The 17,331-nt window shown below is 67.8% G+C and carries 15 protein-coding genes and 2 rRNA genes; 9 read left to right on the forward strand and 8 right to left on the reverse strand.

The window, feature by feature from the left end; all coding sequences use genetic code 11:
* The 8 genes from BM436_RS34540 to BM436_RS34575 all read left to right on the forward strand — a co-directional run.
* Window positions 1–122 (forward strand): 23S ribosomal RNA (locus BM436_RS34540); the annotation flags it as partial.
* Window positions 123–228: 106 nt separating this feature from the next.
* A 5S ribosomal RNA gene (gene rrf, locus BM436_RS34545) occupies window positions 229–341 on the forward strand.
* A gap of 398 nt (window positions 342–739) precedes the next feature.
* The gene (locus BM436_RS34550; RefSeq protein ID WP_143133479.1) at window positions 740–1,864 is read left to right on the forward strand and encodes a porin family protein; all 1,125 of its coding nucleotides are present in this window, start codon (window positions 740–742) and stop codon (window positions 1,862–1,864) included.
* A 14-nt stretch (window positions 1,865–1,878) separates the two neighbouring features.
* Window positions 1,879–2,310, forward strand: coding sequence for a type 2 periplasmic-binding domain-containing protein (locus BM436_RS34555; protein WP_218164991.1), 432 nt, complete (start codon window positions 1,879–1,881; stop codon window positions 2,308–2,310).
* 22 nt (window positions 2,311–2,332) lie between these two features.
* Window positions 2,333–3,997, forward strand: a complete 1,665-nt coding sequence (locus BM436_RS38630) for a methyl-accepting chemotaxis protein (RefSeq protein ID WP_093561425.1) — start codon at window positions 2,333–2,335, stop codon at window positions 3,995–3,997.
* 56 nt (window positions 3,998–4,053) lie between these two features.
* Complete coding sequence (locus BM436_RS34565; protein WP_093561427.1) at window positions 4,054–4,749, forward strand: response regulator transcription factor; 696 nt, start codon at window positions 4,054–4,056, stop codon at window positions 4,747–4,749.
* 59 nt (window positions 4,750–4,808) lie between these two features.
* The gene (locus tag BM436_RS34570; RefSeq protein ID WP_093561446.1) at window positions 4,809–6,020 is read left to right on the forward strand and encodes a sensor histidine kinase; all 1,212 of its coding nucleotides are present in this window, start codon (window positions 4,809–4,811) and stop codon (window positions 6,018–6,020) included.
* 111 nt (window positions 6,021–6,131) lie between these two features.
* The gene (locus BM436_RS34575) at window positions 6,132–7,064 is read left to right on the forward strand and encodes an exopolyphosphatase (RefSeq protein WP_093561429.1); all 933 of its coding nucleotides are present in this window, start codon (window positions 6,132–6,134) and stop codon (window positions 7,062–7,064) included.
* Between the two features lie 47 nt (window positions 7,065–7,111).
* On the opposite strand, the gene BM436_RS34580 is transcribed toward BM436_RS34575, so the two are convergent.
* Together BM436_RS34580 and BM436_RS34585 are read right to left on the reverse strand one after the other, a co-directional pair.
* Window positions 7,112–8,374, reverse strand: coding sequence for a nitronate monooxygenase (locus BM436_RS34580; RefSeq protein WP_093561430.1), 1,263 nt, complete (start codon window positions 8,372–8,374; stop codon window positions 7,112–7,114).
* Between the two features lie 67 nt (window positions 8,375–8,441).
* The gene (locus BM436_RS34585; RefSeq protein ID WP_093561432.1) at window positions 8,442–8,927 is read right to left on the reverse strand and encodes a YajQ family cyclic di-GMP-binding protein; all 486 of its coding nucleotides are present in this window, start codon (window positions 8,925–8,927) and stop codon (window positions 8,442–8,444) included.
* A gap of 154 nt (window positions 8,928–9,081) precedes the next feature.
* On the opposite strand from BM436_RS34585, the gene murB reads away from it, so the two are divergent.
* Entirely contained in the window at window positions 9,082–10,110 is a 1,029-nt protein-coding gene (gene murB / locus BM436_RS34590; RefSeq protein WP_093561434.1) for a UDP-N-acetylmuramate dehydrogenase, read from the forward strand.
* A 96-nt stretch (window positions 10,111–10,206) separates the two neighbouring features.
* On the opposite strand, the gene BM436_RS34595 is transcribed toward murB, so the two are convergent.
* Genes BM436_RS34595 through BM436_RS34620 form a run of 6 tightly spaced genes read right to left on the reverse strand, consistent with a single transcriptional unit; the run spans window position 10,207 to window position 17,161 of the window.
* On the reverse strand, window positions 10,207–11,232 hold the full coding sequence (locus BM436_RS34595) for a diguanylate cyclase (protein WP_093561448.1): 1,026 nt from the start codon (window positions 11,230–11,232) through the stop codon (window positions 10,207–10,209).
* A 53-nt stretch (window positions 11,233–11,285) separates the two neighbouring features.
* Window positions 11,286–12,308 carry a chemotaxis-specific protein-glutamate methyltransferase CheB gene (gene cheB / locus BM436_RS34600; protein WP_093561436.1) on the reverse strand — a complete coding sequence of 341 codons (1,023 nt, stop codon included), beginning with the start codon at window positions 12,306–12,308 and terminating at the stop codon, window positions 11,286–11,288.
* Window positions 12,305–14,659 carry a hybrid sensor histidine kinase/response regulator gene (locus BM436_RS34605; RefSeq protein WP_093561438.1) on the reverse strand — a complete coding sequence of 785 codons (2,355 nt, stop codon included), beginning with the start codon at window positions 14,657–14,659 and terminating at the stop codon, window positions 12,305–12,307. The genes cheB and BM436_RS34605 overlap by 4 nt, the downstream gene beginning before the upstream one ends.
* Entirely contained in the window at window positions 14,656–15,342 is a 687-nt protein-coding gene (locus tag BM436_RS34610) for a chemotaxis protein CheW (protein WP_093561440.1), read from the reverse strand. The genes BM436_RS34605 and BM436_RS34610 overlap by 4 nt, the downstream gene beginning before the upstream one ends.
* On the reverse strand, window positions 15,339–16,691 hold the full coding sequence (locus BM436_RS34615; protein WP_093561442.1) for a CheR family methyltransferase: 1,353 nt from the start codon (window positions 16,689–16,691) through the stop codon (window positions 15,339–15,341). The genes BM436_RS34610 and BM436_RS34615 overlap by 4 nt, the downstream gene beginning before the upstream one ends.
* A complete protein-coding gene (locus tag BM436_RS34620; RefSeq protein WP_093561444.1) occupies window positions 16,688–17,161 on the reverse strand; it encodes a chemotaxis protein CheW in 474 nt (157 codons plus the stop codon). The genes BM436_RS34615 and BM436_RS34620 overlap by 4 nt, the downstream gene beginning before the upstream one ends.
* Window positions 17,162–17,331 lie beyond the last annotated feature (170 nt).

A 17,331-nucleotide genomic window follows, 5' to 3' on the forward strand; every position in this document is an offset into this window, starting at 1 on the left:
GATTTCCCGGAGCTTTAAGCTCCTTGAAGGGTCGTTCGAGACCAGGACGTTGATAGGCTGGGTGTGGAAGCGCAGTAATGCGTTAAGCTAACCAGTACTAATTGCCCGTAAGGCTTGTCCCTATAACCTTGACGGTTATGAGCATTACCTGTGTATTGATGTACCCAACAACTTTACTTCTTTCGGATTGCAGTCGCGCGCCATAGCGCGCGACGCGACAAGTCAAAGCCTGATGACCATAGCAAATCGGTCCCACCCCTTCCCATCCCGAACAGGACCGTGAAACGATTTTGCGCCGATGATAGTGCTGCAACCAGTGTGAAAGTAGGTTATCGTCAGGCTAGTAATACAGAAAAACCCCGTTGGCGAGAGCCGGCGGGGTTTTTCGCATTCCCGGGCCATTTGTTCAACACGACATTGCCGTGCCTCACACACTCGCGCGCCGAACTGGTGGGCCACGGTCCTGACTGACAGCGCGGTGGTGGTTTGCCCTCCGTCGATTCAGCTTTTTTAGATGTAACTCCCTTACATGGAGGGCACGTCCGGAGGAGGAGCTCACGCTGGTCGCCTGGGCTAGCGTCCTGTCTGCCGATTCTGCCTTCTTTTGGAGGTAACTTCCTTACGGATAGTTAAGAATTTCCTTACTGCGGTTCAAGGTAATCCTGATATTAGCACACGCATTTCCCAATTACTCTTTGCATGTCAAGGGCATAAAATCCTGTTAACATCAAGAGAAACTATGATAATAAAAGTGAAGGCGGCGGCGGCCGCCGCCACCGCGATGCTCGTGGCAGGGGCCGCGAGTGCGCAAGATGACGCTGCCGCGGCGACGTACAAGTTCAGCGGCTTCGGCACCATAGGCGTTGCCCATTCCAACAGCAAGGAGGCCGACTTTGTCTCCAGCTTCTATTTCCAGCCCAACGGCGTTGGCAAGACCCGCGCCTGGAGCGCCTCGGTCGACAGCCGCCTCGGCGCTCAGCTGACCGCCAACTTCGGCAAGCATTGGTCGGCCGTGGTGCAGGTCGTATCCGAACAGCAATGGGACAATACCTGGCGTCCGGGCGTGGAATGGGCCAATGTCAAGTACGCGTTCACGCCGGACTTCAGCGTGCGTGTCGGCCGCATCCTGCTGCCCACCTATATGCAGTCCGAATCGCGCAAGGTCGGCTACACCAATCCATGGGTGCGTCCGCCTGTTGAACTGTACAACCTGTTCGGTGTCACGAAGAGCGACGGCGTCGATGCGACCTACCGGCTGCGCATCGGCGCAGTCACGAACACTGCCTCCGCTTTGTTCGGCAAGACCAAGGTCACGATCTCGGGCGGCGCCGATGCGGATCTGCGCAAGATCTACGGACTGTCGAACCAAGTGGAATATGGCGCCTTGACCGCGCGCGTGTCCTACCAGAACATGCGGATGAGCATGCCCGCTCTTGCCGGCTTGAACAACTTCGGCTGCGTACGCTGCGAGGCCGACGTTCCGCTGTCCATCGCCAATGCGGGCGCCACCTACGATCCGGGCGAGTGGTTTGTCACCGGCGAGTGGGCCAGGAGCCGCCTAGACCAGGGCTCCTTCCATATCGGCGGCGTGAAGTCGACCGCCTATGTCACCGCCGGCTACCGCCTAGACAAATTCACGCCTTATTTGACCTATGCGCAAATCGAGCAGCCGGTCACCGCCGTGCCGGGGGATTCGGTGCAGAAGACCGTCAGCGCCGGCCTGCGCTGGGATTTCCTGAAGAACGCCGACCTCAAGCTGCAATACGACCGGGTGCGCCCTGGCAGCGGCTCGATGGGTTTCTTCGTCAACGGCGTGCCGTCCGACACCAGCGTGGTCAGCGCTGCCGTCGATTTCGTGTTCTAACAGCGAGGGCTGAGATGCTAAGCAAGAAAAAAACGCAAGCGGCGATGCTTGCCCTGGCCATCGGCCTCGCGGCCGGTGGCGCGGCGGCGGACGTGGTCGTCATCGTGTCGTCGAAAAACGCCACCAAGGCGATTACCGCCGAGCAGGCGTCGGATATTTTCCTGGGCAGAATGTCCTCCTTCCCCGGCGGTGGCGCGGTCGTTCCGCTGGACCAGTCCGAGGGCACCGCGGCGCGTGAGGAGTTCTACGCCAAGCGCGCCGGCAAGTCCGCCGCGCAGCTGAAAGCCTACTGGGCCAAGCAGATCTTCACCGGCAAAGGCCAGCCTCCCGCGGACATGGGCGGAAATCACGAAGTCCGCAAGGCCGTCGCCAGCGACCCGAACGCCATCGGCTACATCGACAAGAGCGCCGTGGACAGCAGCGTCAGGGTGGTGTTGTCGCAGTGATCAACTCAACGAGAGCCCGTTCATGAAATTGCTGCGTCGCGTACCGCTGTTGTGGAAAGTATTGTTGCCGCCGATGATGGCCATGCTGTGCATGGTCATCTATCTGGGCGCCAGTTCCTATGTGCTCAAGCAAAACAACCAGCGCCTTGCCAATATGCGCGACGTGCAATTCCCGGTGCTGGACACGAGCACGGAAAATGTCGGGGCTTTGGACAAGATCATCGACAACCTGAATGGCGCGGCGGCGTCCGGCGAGCAGGAGCAACTGCGGGTTGCCGCAGCGATCGCGGACAAGGTGCGCGCCAATTACGCTAGGCTGCGCACGATCGACCGCGGCGAGGCGGAGGCGTTGCAGCGCTTGGCGGCGGAGTTCGACGCCTACTACAGCAGCGCCCACGTGCTGGCCAAGCAGCTGGTGGACCAGAACGGCGTGCCGGATCAGGCGGCGGTCAAGACCATGTCGAGGCAGCTGGACACCTATCGCAAGGACTTGACAGCGTTTCGCGACGCGGCCAAGCGGCGTTTCGCCGACACCATAGGCAGCGCCACCCATGACGCGGATAGCGCGATCACCAGCGGCGCCGCGTTGGGCATTCTAGGCTTGGTGGCCACGCTGGGTTTTGGCCTGGTGGTGGCGCGCGCCCTGCTGCTGCAACTGACGCACGCTGTCGGCGTGGCGCAGACGGTCGCGGCTGGCGACCTGAGCAGCGATATCGACGTCTCGTCGGGTGACGAGGCCGGACAGCTGGCCCAGTCGCTCAGAGACATGAACGCGAGCCTCGCGCTGATCGTCGGCGAGGTGCGCGGCGGCACCGACCTGATCGCCACCGCGTCCAGCCAGATCGCGGCAGGCAACCACAAACTGTCGTCCCGCACCGAGGAGCAGGCCGGTTCGCTGGAAGAGACGGCGTCGTCGATGGAGGAACTGAGCACGACCGTCAAACAGAACGCCGACAACGCCCACCAGGCGAACCAGCTGGCGCTCTCCGCCTCCGAGGTCGCGTCCAGGGGCGGCGCGGTGGTGACGCAGGTGGTCGACACCATGGGCGCGATCAACGACTCGGCCCGCAAGATCGTCGACATCATCGGCGTCATCGAGGGCATCGCCTTCCAAACCAATATCCTGGCGCTGAACGCGGCGGTGGAGGCGGCGCGCGCCGGCGAGCAGGGGCGCGGTTTCGCGGTCGTGGCCAGCGAGGTGCGGAACCTGGCGCAGCGCTCGGCCGCGGCGGCCAAGGAAATCAAGACGCTGATCGGCAATTCGGTCTCCCAGGTCGATCTGGGTGCCCGTCTGGTCGAGCAGGCGGGCCGGACGATGGAGGAGATCGTCTCCAGCGTCGAGCGCGTCACCAACATCATGGGCGAGATCACGACCGCCAGCCGCGAACAGATCAGCGGGATCGAGCAGGTCCACCAGGCCATCGCCAGGATGGATCAGGCGACGCAGCAGAATTCGGCGTTGGTGGAGGAAACGGCGGCCGCCGCCGAATCACTGCAGGAGCAGGCGGACAATCTGGCGCGCGTGGTCAGCGTATTCAAGCTGCCGTCGGCACATCCGGCGCCGGCAGTGTCCGCGGCGGCATGGTCCCAGGCGGAACGGACGCCTGTCGTCCCGGCCCAAGCCGCCCGGAGGGACGCGTCCCTCAAGCTGGTGGCCGGCGGCGCGGAGGAGTGGGAGCGGTTGTGAGTTGAGATGCCTCCAGCTGGCCCGTCCGGCGCCGCGCGTTGGCGTAGAATGGCGGCATGCGCCTGCTGATCATTGAAGACAATCCCGACATTGTCGCCAACCTGTACGAGTTCTTCGAACCGAAGGGCTATGTGCTCGATTCCGCCGGCAACGGCTACACCGGCCTGGGCCTGGCCAGCCAGCACGATTACGACGCGGTCGTGCTGGACGTGATGCTGCCCGGCCTGAACGGCGTGGAACTGTGCCAGCGCCTGCGGACGGAACTGCACGACGCCACGCCGGTGCTGATGCTGACCGCGCGCGACACCCTGTCCGACAAGGTGGCCGGTTTCGGCGCGGGCGCGGACGACTACCTGGTCAAGCCTTTTTCGCTGGTGGAGCTGGAGATCCGGCTGCGGGCCCTGGTGCGCCGCGCGCGCGGCGCCAGTGGCCAGTCCGCGCCGGTGCTGCGGGTGGGGGAGCTGGTGTTCGACACCGGCGCCTACACGGCCAGCCGGGCGGGCAAGCCGCTGGCGCTGACCCGCACCGGCTACGTGCTGCTGCGCTGCTTGATGCGCGAGGCGCCGCGCCTGGTGCCGCGCGAAACGCTGGAGCAGGCAGTGTGGGGCGAGGACCGGCCCGACAGCGACGCGCTGCGCACCCATCTGCACGCGCTGCGGCAGGCGCTGGACAAGCCATACCCGTTCGCCATGCTGCGCACGGTGCCCGGCATCGGCTACAAGCTGGTGGCCAGCGAGGACGAGACGGCGTGACGGCGCGCGGCGCACCGGCCGCCTCGCCCGGAGCCACGAGGCGCGGCGAGGCCGGCACCATGCAGCGGCGCGTCGCCGTCGCCTACACCCTGTACGCCTTCGGCTTCGTGCTGTTCTTCGCGCTGATCGCCGCCTTCGCCGTCGAGGGCATAGAGGAGCACCTGGTCGACAACCGCCTGCGCGAAGTGGCCGAATGGGCCTCGCCGCGGCACGCCGGCAGGCTGCCGGTGGAAATGCCGGCCGGACTGAGCTTCCACCACGGCGCCGACATCCCGCTGTCGCTGCGCGGCCTGCCGCCGGGCGTGCAGGAAAAGGAGGTCGACGGCGTCGGCCTGCACATCTATTCGGGCCGGGACGGCCTGGGCGACTACGTGGTGGTGGACCACGAAAGCGATTACGAGAAAGTGGAGCTGGTGGTGTATTCCATGTTCGGCATCGGCTTCCTCGGCTTCCTGCTGTTCTCCTGGTTCCTCGGCAGCTACGTGGCGCGCGGCCTGGTGGGGCCGCTGGGCGAGATGGCGGCCGCCGTGCGCGGCGGCGCGCGCGAGCTGCCGCTGCGGGAGCGCGACGACGAGCTGGGCGTGCTGGCGCGCGCCTTCGCCGCGCACACCGGCGAACTGCGCGACGTGCTGGAGCGCGAACGCTATTTCACCGGCGACGTCAGCCACGAACTGCGCGGCCCGCTCACGGTGATCATGGGCGCGGCCGAGGTGCTGATGGCGCATGGCGAGGACCATCCCTGCCACGCGCCGGCGCGGCGCATCTACCGCGCGGCGCAAGAGGCGGCCGAATGCGTGACGGTGCTGCTGTTGCTGGCGCGCGCGCCCGAACTGGGCCTGCTGCCGGAGGTGGAGCTCGGCGACGTGGCGCGCGACGAGGTCGAGGGCCACCGCCACCTGCTGGGGGCCAAGCCGGTGGCCCTGCGCTACGAGGGCGGCGCGGACTTCCGCGTGCGCGCGCCGCGCGAACTGTGCGCCGCCGCGATCGGCAACCTGGTGCGCAACGCCTGCCAGTACACGGAGGCCGGCGCCGTCACCGTGCGGCTGGGCGCGCGCAGCGTGACGGTGGAGGACAGCGGCCCCGGCCTGCCGCCGGCGGTGCGCGCGGCGCTGGCCGGGCAGGGCGCCGCGCCGGCCGCCAGCGGCTCGGCCGGCACCGGCCTGGGCCTGGCGCTGGTGCGCCGCATCTGCGGCTACCTGGGCGCCACGCTGGCGCTGAGCGACCGCCCCGGCGGAGGCAGCGTGTTCGTCATCGAATTCCCGGCCGCGTAATTTCATGCGACGAACGCTGGGCAAGCCGGGGGCTTGAGTTGTATGATTCATCATTGCGTCTCGCTTACGGGATGCTCGATGCTAGCTACTTCTTAATTAAAAGGTGTTTCCATGTCAGCAAAAAAATATCGTCTGGTGACCCGCAGCGACTTCGACGGCCTGGTCTGCGCGGTGCTTCTGAAGCACCTGGACATGATCGACGACATCCTGTTCGTCCACCCGAAGGATATGCAGGACGGCAAGATCGCGATCAGCGACAACGACATCACGACCAATCTGCCCTACGTGGCCGGCGTGCATCTGGCGTTCGACCACCACCTGTCCGAAACCATCCGCAACACGGGCGAGCGCAGCAACCACGTCATCCACCCCGAGGCGCCGTCGGCGGCCCGCGTGGTGTACGACTACTATGGCGGCCTGAAGGCCTTCCCGGCCTCGTGGGACGACATGATGGCGGCGGTGGACAAGGGCGACGCGGCCCAGTTCAACCGCGAGGAGGTGCTCAATCCGGAAGGCTGGGATCTGCTGAACTTCCTGATGGACGCGCGCACCGGCCTGGGCCGTTTCCGCGAGTTCCGCATCTCGAACTACAACCTGATGATGGACCTGATCGACTACTGCAAGAACCACAGCATCGAGCAGATCATGGAACTGCCGGACGTCAAGGAGCGCAAGGAGCTGTACTTCGAGCACAGCGAGAAGTGCAAGGACCAGATCAAGCGCTGCTCCACCATCCACCAGAACCTGGTGGTGCTGGACCTGCGCAACGAGGAGACCATCTTCGCCGGCAACCGCTTCATCATCTACGCGATGTACCCGGAGACCAACATCTCCATCCACGTGCTGTGGGGCCTGAAGAACCAGAACACCGTGTTCGCCACCGGCAAGTCCATCCTGAACCGCACGTCCAAGACCAACATCGGCGCGCTGATGCTGGAATACGGCGGCGGCGGCCACGAGAACGCCGGCACCTGCCAGGTGGACAACGAGCGCGCCGAGGAAGTGCTGGGCGCGCTGATCGCGCGCATCACCAGCGAGGGCTAGGCTAGTCTCCGCCCCAAGTAAAAACGGCGCCATCGGCGCCGTTTTTTTTAAGCCGCTTCCAGTTCCGGAAGGGCGATCGCGTTGTCCACGCTGAACTGGTAATCCTTGAACACGTGCTCGGCCGACAGCAGCTGGTACTCGCCGTTCGGCAGCAGGTGCGAGGTGTCCTTCAGGCGGTAGGTGTAGTGGCCGCAGGTCCAGCAGTTGAAGTTGCGCATGTGCGTGCACAGGCAGGTCTTGTCCATGATGGAGATGCCCTTGTCGGTGCCGCCGTTGGCCAGCACCTCGCGGTTGTACGAATTGATGTAGGCGCAGTTGCCGGTGGCGTCCAGCAGGTAGCCGTAGGATTCGCAGCCGGGACGGATGCCGGCGCCGATCGCCGGCGTGCTCTTCAGCATGCGCATCGGGTAGCCGGTCGGCGACACGCCGTTGACGATGATGTCCTGCTCGTGGGCGCGGAAGTATTCCTGCTTGACCTTGGCCGGCAGGCCGCACTCCCTGGTCACCGTGAAGCGGGTGGCCACCTGCACGCCGGCCGCGCCGGCCTCCAGGAAGGACACCGCGTCGCTGCCGGTGAACACGCCGCCGGCGGCGATCACCGGGATCACCAGCTCTTCCTTCTTCAGGTATTCCAGGATCTCGGCCATGATGGTGTGCAGGTCGTAGTCCTTCCAGTCCTCCATGCCGAAGCCCAGGTGGCCGCCGGCCAGCGGCCCCTCGACGATGATGTAGTCGGGCAGGCGGTCCAGCTTCTGGTTCTTGCGCAGGAAGATCTGCAGCGCGCGCACCGACGAGACGATGATGCCCAGCTTGGCCTCGCGGAAGCGCGGGTGCTCGGCCATCAGGCCGAAGGAGCCGAAGTGCAGGCCGGCCGACAGCGTGATGCCGTCGATGCCCGCGTCCAGCGCCGCGTTCAGGCGCGTGCGCAGGGTTTCCTTGGGACCGTTCATGGTCAGCTTTTCCATGCAGTTCACGAAGATCAGGCCGGGGCCCTTCTTCGCCTCCATGGTGCGGCCGATGTGCAGGCGCTGCGCCTCGGCCAGGCGCTCCAGGTCGAACTGCACCAGCGACTTGTCCATGTTCAGGATGTTGTGCTTGTACAGCTTGGTCTTGTCCTTGACGAAGGTGGTTTCGAACTTGCGGTCCGACACGTCTTCCACCATGGCGTCCGAGATGTGACCGATGCCGCCCAGGCGGGCCGCCTCCAGCGCCAGCTCGGAGGTGGAGATGTCCACGCCCATGCCGCCGATCATGATGGGCACATATTCCTTGTCGCCAAAGCGCAGGCGGAAGTCGTCTACTCGTTTCATTGCAATCCTTAAACTACGTGGGGCGGCCGGGCCGTGGCGGCCCGGCGGGTGCCGCGGGTCGGGAAGATCAGTCGCGGAAGTTGTTGAATTCCAGCGGGGTGTCCGGCACGTCCTTGCGCAGCATCGCCATCGCGGCCTGCAGGTCGTCGCGCTTGGCGCCGGTCACGCGCACCGATTCGCCCTGGATGCTGGCCTGCACCTTCATCTTGCTGTCCTTGACCACGCGCGTGATCTTCTTCGCGGTCTCGGTGTCCAGCCCGTTCTTGATCTTGATGACCTGCTTGACCTTGTCGCCGCCGATCTTCTCGATCTTGCCCTCGTCGAGGAAGCGCACGTCGACCTTGCGCTTGGCCAGCTTGTTGGTCAGCACGTCGCGCACCTGGCTCAGCTGGAAGTCGGAATCGGCGTAGGCGGTCAGGTCGTTTTCCTTCTGTTCGACGCGGGCGTCGCTGCCCTTGAAGTCGAAGCGGGTGGTGATTTCCTTGTTGGCCTGATCGACGGCGTTGCGCACCTCGATCATGTCGGCTTCGGAGACTACATCAAACGACGGCATGTTACTTTCCTTTAATATTTGTGCTGTGGCGGCCATGCTGCGGCGCCACCTAAAAAGATGTGCCATTTTAACGGACAACGGGGCGAACGCTCGGTCGTTTTTGACGCGTTTTTTCCACTTTCACACTATAATCGACCAAAACACTTGGTCAGACATGCGCCCCATCCTCCCGCTACGCCACGATTTCTCCCTGCAGTCACTCAATACTTTCGGTATCGACGCCCGCGCCCGGACCTACCTGCGGGTGGACTCGGCGGACCAGTTGCGCGCCGCGCTGGCCGCCCCCGAACTGGCGGCGATGCGGCGCCTGGTGCTGGGCGGCGGCAGCAATCTGCTGCTCACGGGCGACTTCGACGGCCTGGTGCTGCACATCGCGCTGCAGGGCAGGGAGCTGCTGGCCGGCGATGAACACCACCACCACGTGCGCGTGGCGGCCGGCGAGAACTGGCACGGCTTCGTGCAGTGGACGCTGGAACAGGGCGTGGGCGGACTGGAGAACCTGTCGCTGATCCCCGGCACCGCCGGCGCCGCGCCGATCCAGAACATCGGCGCCTACGGCGCGGAGACCCGGGACAGCTTCCACAGCTTGACGGCCTACGATCCGGCCAGCGGCGAGTCGCTCACGATGGACGCCGCGGCCTGCCGTTTCGGCTACCGCGACAGCGTGTTCAAGCACGAGGCCGGGCGCGGCCTGGTCATCCTGGACGTGACGTTCGCGCTGCCCAGACAGTGGCGGCCGAACCTGCGCTACGCCGAATTGGCGCAGGCGGTGGCGGCCCAGGGCATCGCCGAGCCGACGGCGCGGCAGGTGGCCGACACCGTGATCGCCGTGCGCAGCCGCAAGCTGCCCGATCCGGCCGTGATCGGCAACGCGGGCAGCTTCTTCAAGAATCCGGTGGTGCCGGGCGCGCAGTGCCTGGCCTTGCTGGAGCGCTTCCCGGCGCTGGTGCACCACCGGCAGGCCGACGGCGCGGAAAAGCTGGCGGCCGGCTGGCTGATCGACCAGTGCGGCTGGAAGGGCCGCAACCTGGGCGCGGCGGGCGTGTACGAGAAGCAGGCGCTGGTGCTGGTGAACCGCGGCGGCGCCACCGGCGAGGACGTGCGGCGGCTCGCCGCCGCCATCCAGGCCGACGTGATGGCGCGCTTCGGCGTCCAGCTGGAGCCGGAGCCGGTGTTCGTGTGATGGGCTGGCGGCGGCGAATCCGGGGACAGACCTGCGGTCGGCGCCGCGTACCTTAGCCAGCGGCCGCGGGCGCGGAGGGTCTGTCCCCTCGGCCGCTCAGGCCGGCAGGTCGGCGGCGCTGCAGGCGCGGTTGCGGCCGGCGCGCTTGGCGGCGTACAGCGCGCGGTCGGCCTCGCAGATCAGGTCGGCCACGCTGCCGGCCGGCGATGGCACCACGCTGGCCACCCCCACCGACATCGTCACCACCCCGTGCGGCTGCGCCCGCGGATGCTCCATCGCCAGCGCGCGCAGGTGCTGCACGCAGGCCTCGGCCACCACCATCGCGCCCGCCAGCGCCGTGTCCGGCAGCACGATGGCGAACTCCTCGCCGCCGTAGCGCGCCGCCAGGTCGGCCGGGCGCTTCAAGTGCTCGGTCAGCACCGCCGCCGTCTTCTTCAGGCACAGGTCGCCGGTCAGGTGGCCGTAGCTGTCGTTGTACATCTTGAAACAGTCGATGTCGCACATCAGCAGCGACAGCGGCTGGCGGTCGCGCTGGCCCCGCTGCCACTCGACGCGCATGGCGTCGTCGAAGCGGCGGCGGTTGGCGATGCCGGTCAGGCCGTCCAGCGCGGCCAGCTTTTGCAACTCGATATTGGCGTCGGCCAGGCTTTTCTGGCTCTCGCGCAGGAAGCGGAAGGCCTGGTCGCGCTGCAGCCGGCTGATATGGGCCGACGAGTGGTAGCGCACCCGCGCCAGCAGTTCCAGCTTGTCCGGCAGCTTGACCAGGTAGTCGTTGGCGCCCACCGCGAAGCTGTGCGCCTTGAGCTTGGGCTCCTCCTTGGACGACAGCACGATCACCGGCACCGCGCGCAGCAGCGGATCGTCGCGGTATGCCTTGATCAGCTCGAAGCCGTCCACGTTGGGCATCACCAGGTCCTGCAGGATCACGGTGGGCTGCAGCTGGGCGGCGGTGCGCGCCGCCATGGTGGCGTCGGTCACGTAGTGGAACTCGATGTCGGGCTGGTCGCTGAGCATGCGCCGCACCGCTTCCACGATGATGAGCTGGTCGTCGACCAGCAGCACCCGCACCTTGAACACCGTCAGGCCCGGTTCCAGATCCGGGACGGAGATACTTTCGGACATCGCCATTCTCTTTTTATTGAAATCTTGTTATGTCCGGCGGCCGGGGAGGCTGGTCAGCGGCTGCCGGTAGTACTGCGCAACATCGGTCCGATCTTGTCGAGCGGCAATATCAGCTGCGCGGCGTCCAGTTCGGCGGCCGCGCGCGGCATGCCGTACACGGCGCTGCTGGCCTGGTCCTGGGCGATGGTGGTCTGGCCCGCCCGGCGCATGGCCAGCAGGCCCTCCGCGCCGTCGCGGCCCATGCCGGTCAGCAGCACGCCGACCGCGTCGCCGCGCCAGTGCTGCGCCACGCAGCGGAAAAACACATCGACCGACGGCCGGTACGCGTAATCCCTTGGTGCTGCATCGTAACCCAAGCGGTGGTCTTTATCCAGCACCAGATGGTCGTTGCTCTTGGCCACCAGCACCGCGCCGGCCAGCAGTTCGTCGCCGTGCTCGATGGCCCGCACCGGCATTTGCAGCTGCTCGCCCAGCCAGCGCGCGAAGTGGTCGGCGAAGTTCTCGTCGATGTGCTGCACCACCACGATGGCGCAGCCGGGCGGCGGCAGCCAGCCGGCCAGGATCTTGGACACCGCCACCGGCCCGCCGGTGGAGGCGCCGATCGCCACCAGCTTGCTGATCGCCGCCCGCGGCGCCGGCCGCTCCGGCGCCGGCGTGCGCGGCTGCATGGACTGGTTGCCGCCGCTGTGGCGTATCAGCTTGTCCATGGTCTTGATCTTGGCCAGCAGCTCGGCCGCGCCGTCCGCCTTGCCCTGCAACATGGGCGTGGCGGTGACGTCGAGCGCGCCGGCGCCCAGCGCGCGGAACACCTGGTTCACATTGTCCTGCGGCCGCCCGGTGACCACCAGGATGGCGCAGGGGCTGTGCTCCATGATCTGGCGCGTGGCCTCCACCCCGTCCAGCTCGGGCATGTTCAGGTCCATCAGCACCAGGTCGGGCGGCTGCTCGGCGCACAGGCGCACCGCCTCCACCCCGGTGCGGGCGATCCACAGCACCTGGTGCTCGGAGGTGCTGGCCACCACGCGCCGCAGCGCCTCGGCCGCCATGGCCACGTCGTTCGCGATCGCTATCTTCATTTGTGCGCATCCCCTATCAGGTCGGCCACGGCGTCGAGCAGCGTCTCGTCGTGGAAGCTGCCCTTGGTCAGGTAATAGTCGGCGCCGGCCGACATGCCGCGCGCGCGGTCCTCCGGCCTGTCCTTGTAGGACACGATCATCACCGGCAGCTTGTGCAGGTGCAGGTCCTTCTTGATCAGGTTCACCAGCTCGATGCCGTCCATGCGCGGCATGTCGACGTCGGTGATGACCAGGTCGTAGTCGCCGCTGCGCACCACGTTCCAGCCGTCGATGCCGTCGATGGCCACGTCGACCTCGAAGCCGCGCGCGGCCAGCAGCTTGCGCTCCATCTCGCGCACGGTGAGCGAATCGTCCACCACCAGGATGCGCTTCATGCGGCGCCGTTCGGCGTGGCCGCCGCGCGCCAGCTGGTGCAGGCCGCCCTCGTGCAGCAGCTTGTCGATCGACAGCAGCAGGTCCGGCACGTCCAGGATCAGCACCGGCTCGCCGTCGTCCAGCAGGGCGGCGGCCGAGATGTCGCGCATCTTGCCGAAGATGGGATCGATGGCCTGCACCGCCAGGCTTTGCTCGCCGCGGATGGCGTCCACCACCAGCGCGTAGCGGCGCGCGCCGCCGCCCACCACCACCACCGGCAGTTCCGCGTCGGTGGCGCCGCTGTCGCCCAGCTCCAGCACCTGCGCGGCCGACACCAATCCAAGGTGCTCGCCGCCGTGGTCGAAGAACTGCTTGTTCTCCAGCGTGTGGATGGCCTCCTGCGCCACCTTGAGGACGCGTTCGACCTTGACGATGGGGATGGCGTAGGCCTCGCCCTTGATGTCGACCACCAGCGCGCGCACGATGGATTGCGTCAGCGGCAGCGTGATCGAGGTGCGGAAGCCCTTGCCCAGTTCGGACTCGATGCGCACGGTGCCGTTCTGCTGGCGGATGGTGTCGTGCACGATGTCCAGGCCCACGCCGCGCCCCGAGATCTCGGTGGCGCTGTCCTTCAGGCTGAAGGCGGGCAGGAACAGGAACTCCAGCAGCTCGGCCTGCGACATGGCGGCGGCCATGGTGGCGCTGGCCATCTTGCGCTCGACCACGGCGCGGCGGATGCGCTCCAGGTCCACGCCGCGGCCGTCGTCGCCGATCTCGATGCTGAGCATGCCGGCGCGGTGGCGCGCCTCCATCACGATGACGCCGGTGGCCGGCTTGCCGGCGGCGCCGCGCTCGGCGGCGTCCTCCATGCCGTGGTCCACGGCGTTGCGCAGCACGTGGTTGAGCGGACTTTCGATGCGGGCCAGGATGTCGCGGTCGACCAGCGTGTCCTCGCCGAGGATCTCGAGGCGGACCTCCTTGCCCAGGCTGCGCGCCAGGTCGCGCACCATGCGCGGGAAGTGCTGCACGCCGTCGCGGAAGGGGCGCATGCGCATGGCCAGCACCTCGTCGACCATGCTGCGCGAGACGTTGAGCATGCGCCGCTCCCAGTTCTCGAAGTCGGCGATGTGCTCCAGCACGAACTGCTTCAGCGGCTGGGCCTTTTGCAGCGCCAGCAGCGACTTTTCCTTGAGGCTGGCGTCGCCGCCGCTGGAGATGGCCTCGTGCAGCTGCTCCACCACCGCGAACAGGCTGGACTGGTTGCGCTTGAAGCGCTGCATGGCCTGCAGGAAGGGATGCATCTGGTGCGCGTTGATGCGCGATTCGCTGGCCAGCGACAGCAGGCGGTCGAAGTTCTGCGCCGATTTCATGGGCGCCAGCGGGCGCGCGCCGGGCGCGGCGCCGGCCTCCTCGGCGAGGGCGCGAGGCGCCTCGGCCGCCGGCCCGGCCCCGGGGGGCGATCCGGGCTCGGGCTCGAACAGGGGCTCGGGCATGGACCCGGCGCCGGCCGCTTCCGCCACGCCCGGCCCGGCCACGGGCGGCGCGGACGGGAAGGGCGGCGGCAGGTCCAGCGGCTCGGGCAGGAAGGCGATGCCCTGGATGGTGGCCATGGTCTTCTGGATCAGCGCGGCGTTGGCGGCCAGCCAGGGCGCCACGCCGGCGTCGTCCAGGCGCGACACCCGCAGCACCAGGTCCACGCCGGCCAGCAGCGCGTCGACGCGGTTGGGCGTCAGTTTCAGCTTGCCATGCTGGGCCGCGATGAAGGCGTCCTCCATGCCGTGCGACAGCTGCACCACCACGTCCAGGCCAACGATGGCGGCGGCGCCCTTGATCGAATGGGCCGCGCGCATCATCGGCTCGATGGCGGCCGTGTCGCCGCTGTGGCGCTCCAGCGCCAGCAGGCCGTCGGTCAGGATCATGGTCTGCGTCTCGGCCTCCATGCGGAACAGGTCCTGCATGGAGAACTGGCTCAGGTCTCCGTTCTGGTCGTGGCTCATCGCAGCGCCCTCGCGAGCTGGTAGCCCAGCAGGCCGGCGTCCAGGCAGCCGATCTGCATGTCCTCGTGCGGCAGCACGCCGGTCAGGTAGCGCTGCAGGCCCTTGTTGATGGTGGCCGCCGGCGGCAGCACGGCGCCGGACGCGTAGCGCACGATGCCGTGCAGGTCGGCCACCGGCAGCGCGTAGGCCTGGCCCTCCCACTGCACCAGCAGCAGGCGCGGGAAGGTGTGGCGGCCCGTGCGCGCCACGTTTTCCGTGTCGTCGATGTCGAGCAGCGCGCCCAGCGCGATGCAGGGATAGAGCTTGCCGCCCACGTTGACGACGCCGGCCAGGCCGCGCGCGTCGCGGTGCGGCAGCCGGTGCGGCAAGGCGCGCGGCGCCACCGACACGAAGATGGAGGTGGGCAGCGCCAGCCACTCGCGGCCCAGGCGGAACACCAGGCAGGAACTGTCGTGCTGCGCGCCGGTGTCGGCGGCCTGGCGGAAATGCTCGGCCCATTCGCGCTGGTAGCCGGCGCCGACGGGGCGCTGCAGGTTGCGCTGCGCGGCGCCGGCGTACACGTCGCAGTTGCGGCAATGGACGTATTGCCGCAGCTTGTCGCAACTGTGGTCGCCGGTCACGCCGATGCGGTTCCAGCAGTCGTGGATGGGCTGGATGGGGATGTGCGCGTCGGTGGTCATCATGGTTCAGCTTTCGCGGCGCCCTGCTGGCGCTGGTAGATGCGTTTGGCGCGGGCCTTCAAGGTGGACGCGGCGTCGTCGTCGCCGTGCTGCTCGGCCAGCAGCGCCAGGTGGCACAGGGCGTCGTAGTGGTCCGGCTGCAGGTAGATGCAGCGGCGCCAGTGCTCCTCGGCCTGGACGGGCTGGCGCGCGTGCTCGCTCAGCATGCCGAGGATGAAATAGGCTTCGGCGCTGTCGGGCACGGAGGCCAGGGCGGCCTGGCAGGCGGCGGCGGCCTCCTTGTCCTGGCCGCGGTCGGCGAGGGCGCGGGCCTGGGACAGCAGGGCGCCCGCCGCCGGGCGCGCCGGGGAGGGCGCCGAAGATGGCGCGGAAGCGGGAGCCGCTTTGCGCGCCGCGGCGCGCCCGTCCTGTGCGCCGGCCGCCGGCCGCGCTCCCGGGGCGGCAGGTCCCGGCGCGCCCGCCGGTCCGCGCGTTAAGCCGGCGCCCTTGGAGACGGGCGCCGGCGCGACGGCCTTGCCCTTCACCGCGGCCGCCACCGGAGCCGGCCCAGGCGTCGGCAGGGCCGCGTAGGCGGCGGGGGGCGGCTCGGCGTCCTTGCGTAGGCCGAAGGCCTGCCGCTGCGGCAGCGGCGTGTAGCCGTGCTGGGTGAACGAGGGCACCTCGGCGTAGCCGGCGAACAGCACGCCGTCGTCCGCCAGCAGCGCGGACAGGCGCGCGATGGCCGCCGCCGTGGTCGGCTTGTCGAAATAGATCAGCAGGTTGCGGCAGAAGATCACGTCGTAGTAATTGGGCCGCGCGCCCGTCTCCAGGGTCAGCAGGTTGCCCTGGCTGAAGCGCACCCGCGCCCGTATCTCCATGCTGATTTGGTAGTCCTCCTCGCCGACGCGGGTGAAGTGGCGGTCGCGGAAGCCCAGGTCGTGGGCGCGGAAGGCGTTGCGGCCGTACACGCCGGCGCGCGCGCGCGCCACGCAGGCGGGGCTCAGGTCGTAGGCGTCGATGGTGTAGCACTGCGGCGCCACGCCGGCGTCGCCGAGCGCCATCGCCATCGAATACGGCTCCTCGCCGCCCGCGCACGGCACCGACAGGATGCGCACCGGGCGCGCGCTGGCCGCCAGCCTGGCCTTGACGAATTCCACCGCCGTGTAAAAGGCCTGGGCGTCGCGGAACAGCCAAGACTCCGGCACCACCACCAGTTCCACCAGCTCGGTCAATTCCTCCGGCGTGAGGCCGGCCAGATAGGCGTCGCGGTCGACGCTGCGCGTCAGCTCCATGCGCTGGCGTATGGCGCGGTCGGCCTGGGCCTTGGACAGGTTCAGCCCCGTCATCCGGCGCAGCATCGCCTGGGCTTTCATGGCGCGCCGTCCGCGGCGTCGTCGGCGTGCGCCTGGAACAGCGCGGCGCGCAGGTCCGGCGGCAGCAGGCGCTCCACCTCCACCAGCTGCACCAGGCCGGCGTCGTCACCGGCCACGCCGCCCAGGAAGGGCGCGGCGCGCACGCCGCTGTCGGCCAGCCGCGTCTCGTCCACCTCCCGCACGCCGAGCACGCGCTCGGCCATCAGCCCCAGCGCGTGCCCGCCCCCGTCCGGGGCGTGGTAGTCCACCACCACGATGCGCGTGTCGAAATGGGGGGCGCTGGGTTCGGCCCCGCCCAGGCGGGCCAGGTCGATCACCGGCACCGGCTCGCCGTGCAGGTTCATCAGCCCCGCCACCGCCGCCGGCGCCAGCGGCAGGCGCTTGAGTTCCAGCAGCGGCAGCACCTGGCGCACGGCGCGCAGCCGCAGGCCGTAGCGGTCCTGGCCGATGTGGAAGACCAGCAGTTTCATGATCGCCGTCCTACACCGACACCGCGAAGCTGGCCACGCTGGACTGCAGGTCGCCGGCCGCGTACTGCAACTGGTGCACCGCCTCGCTGGTGGCCTTGAGCGACTCCACCGTCTGCTGGGTGGCGTCGTTCAGCTGCATCATGGTCTCGGTGATCTGCTGCGCGCCCACC

The sequence above is a fragment of the Pseudoduganella namucuonensis genome, assembly GCF_900116645.1.
GTDB lineage: Bacteria > Pseudomonadota > Gammaproteobacteria > Burkholderiales > Burkholderiaceae_D > Rugamonas > Rugamonas namucuonensis.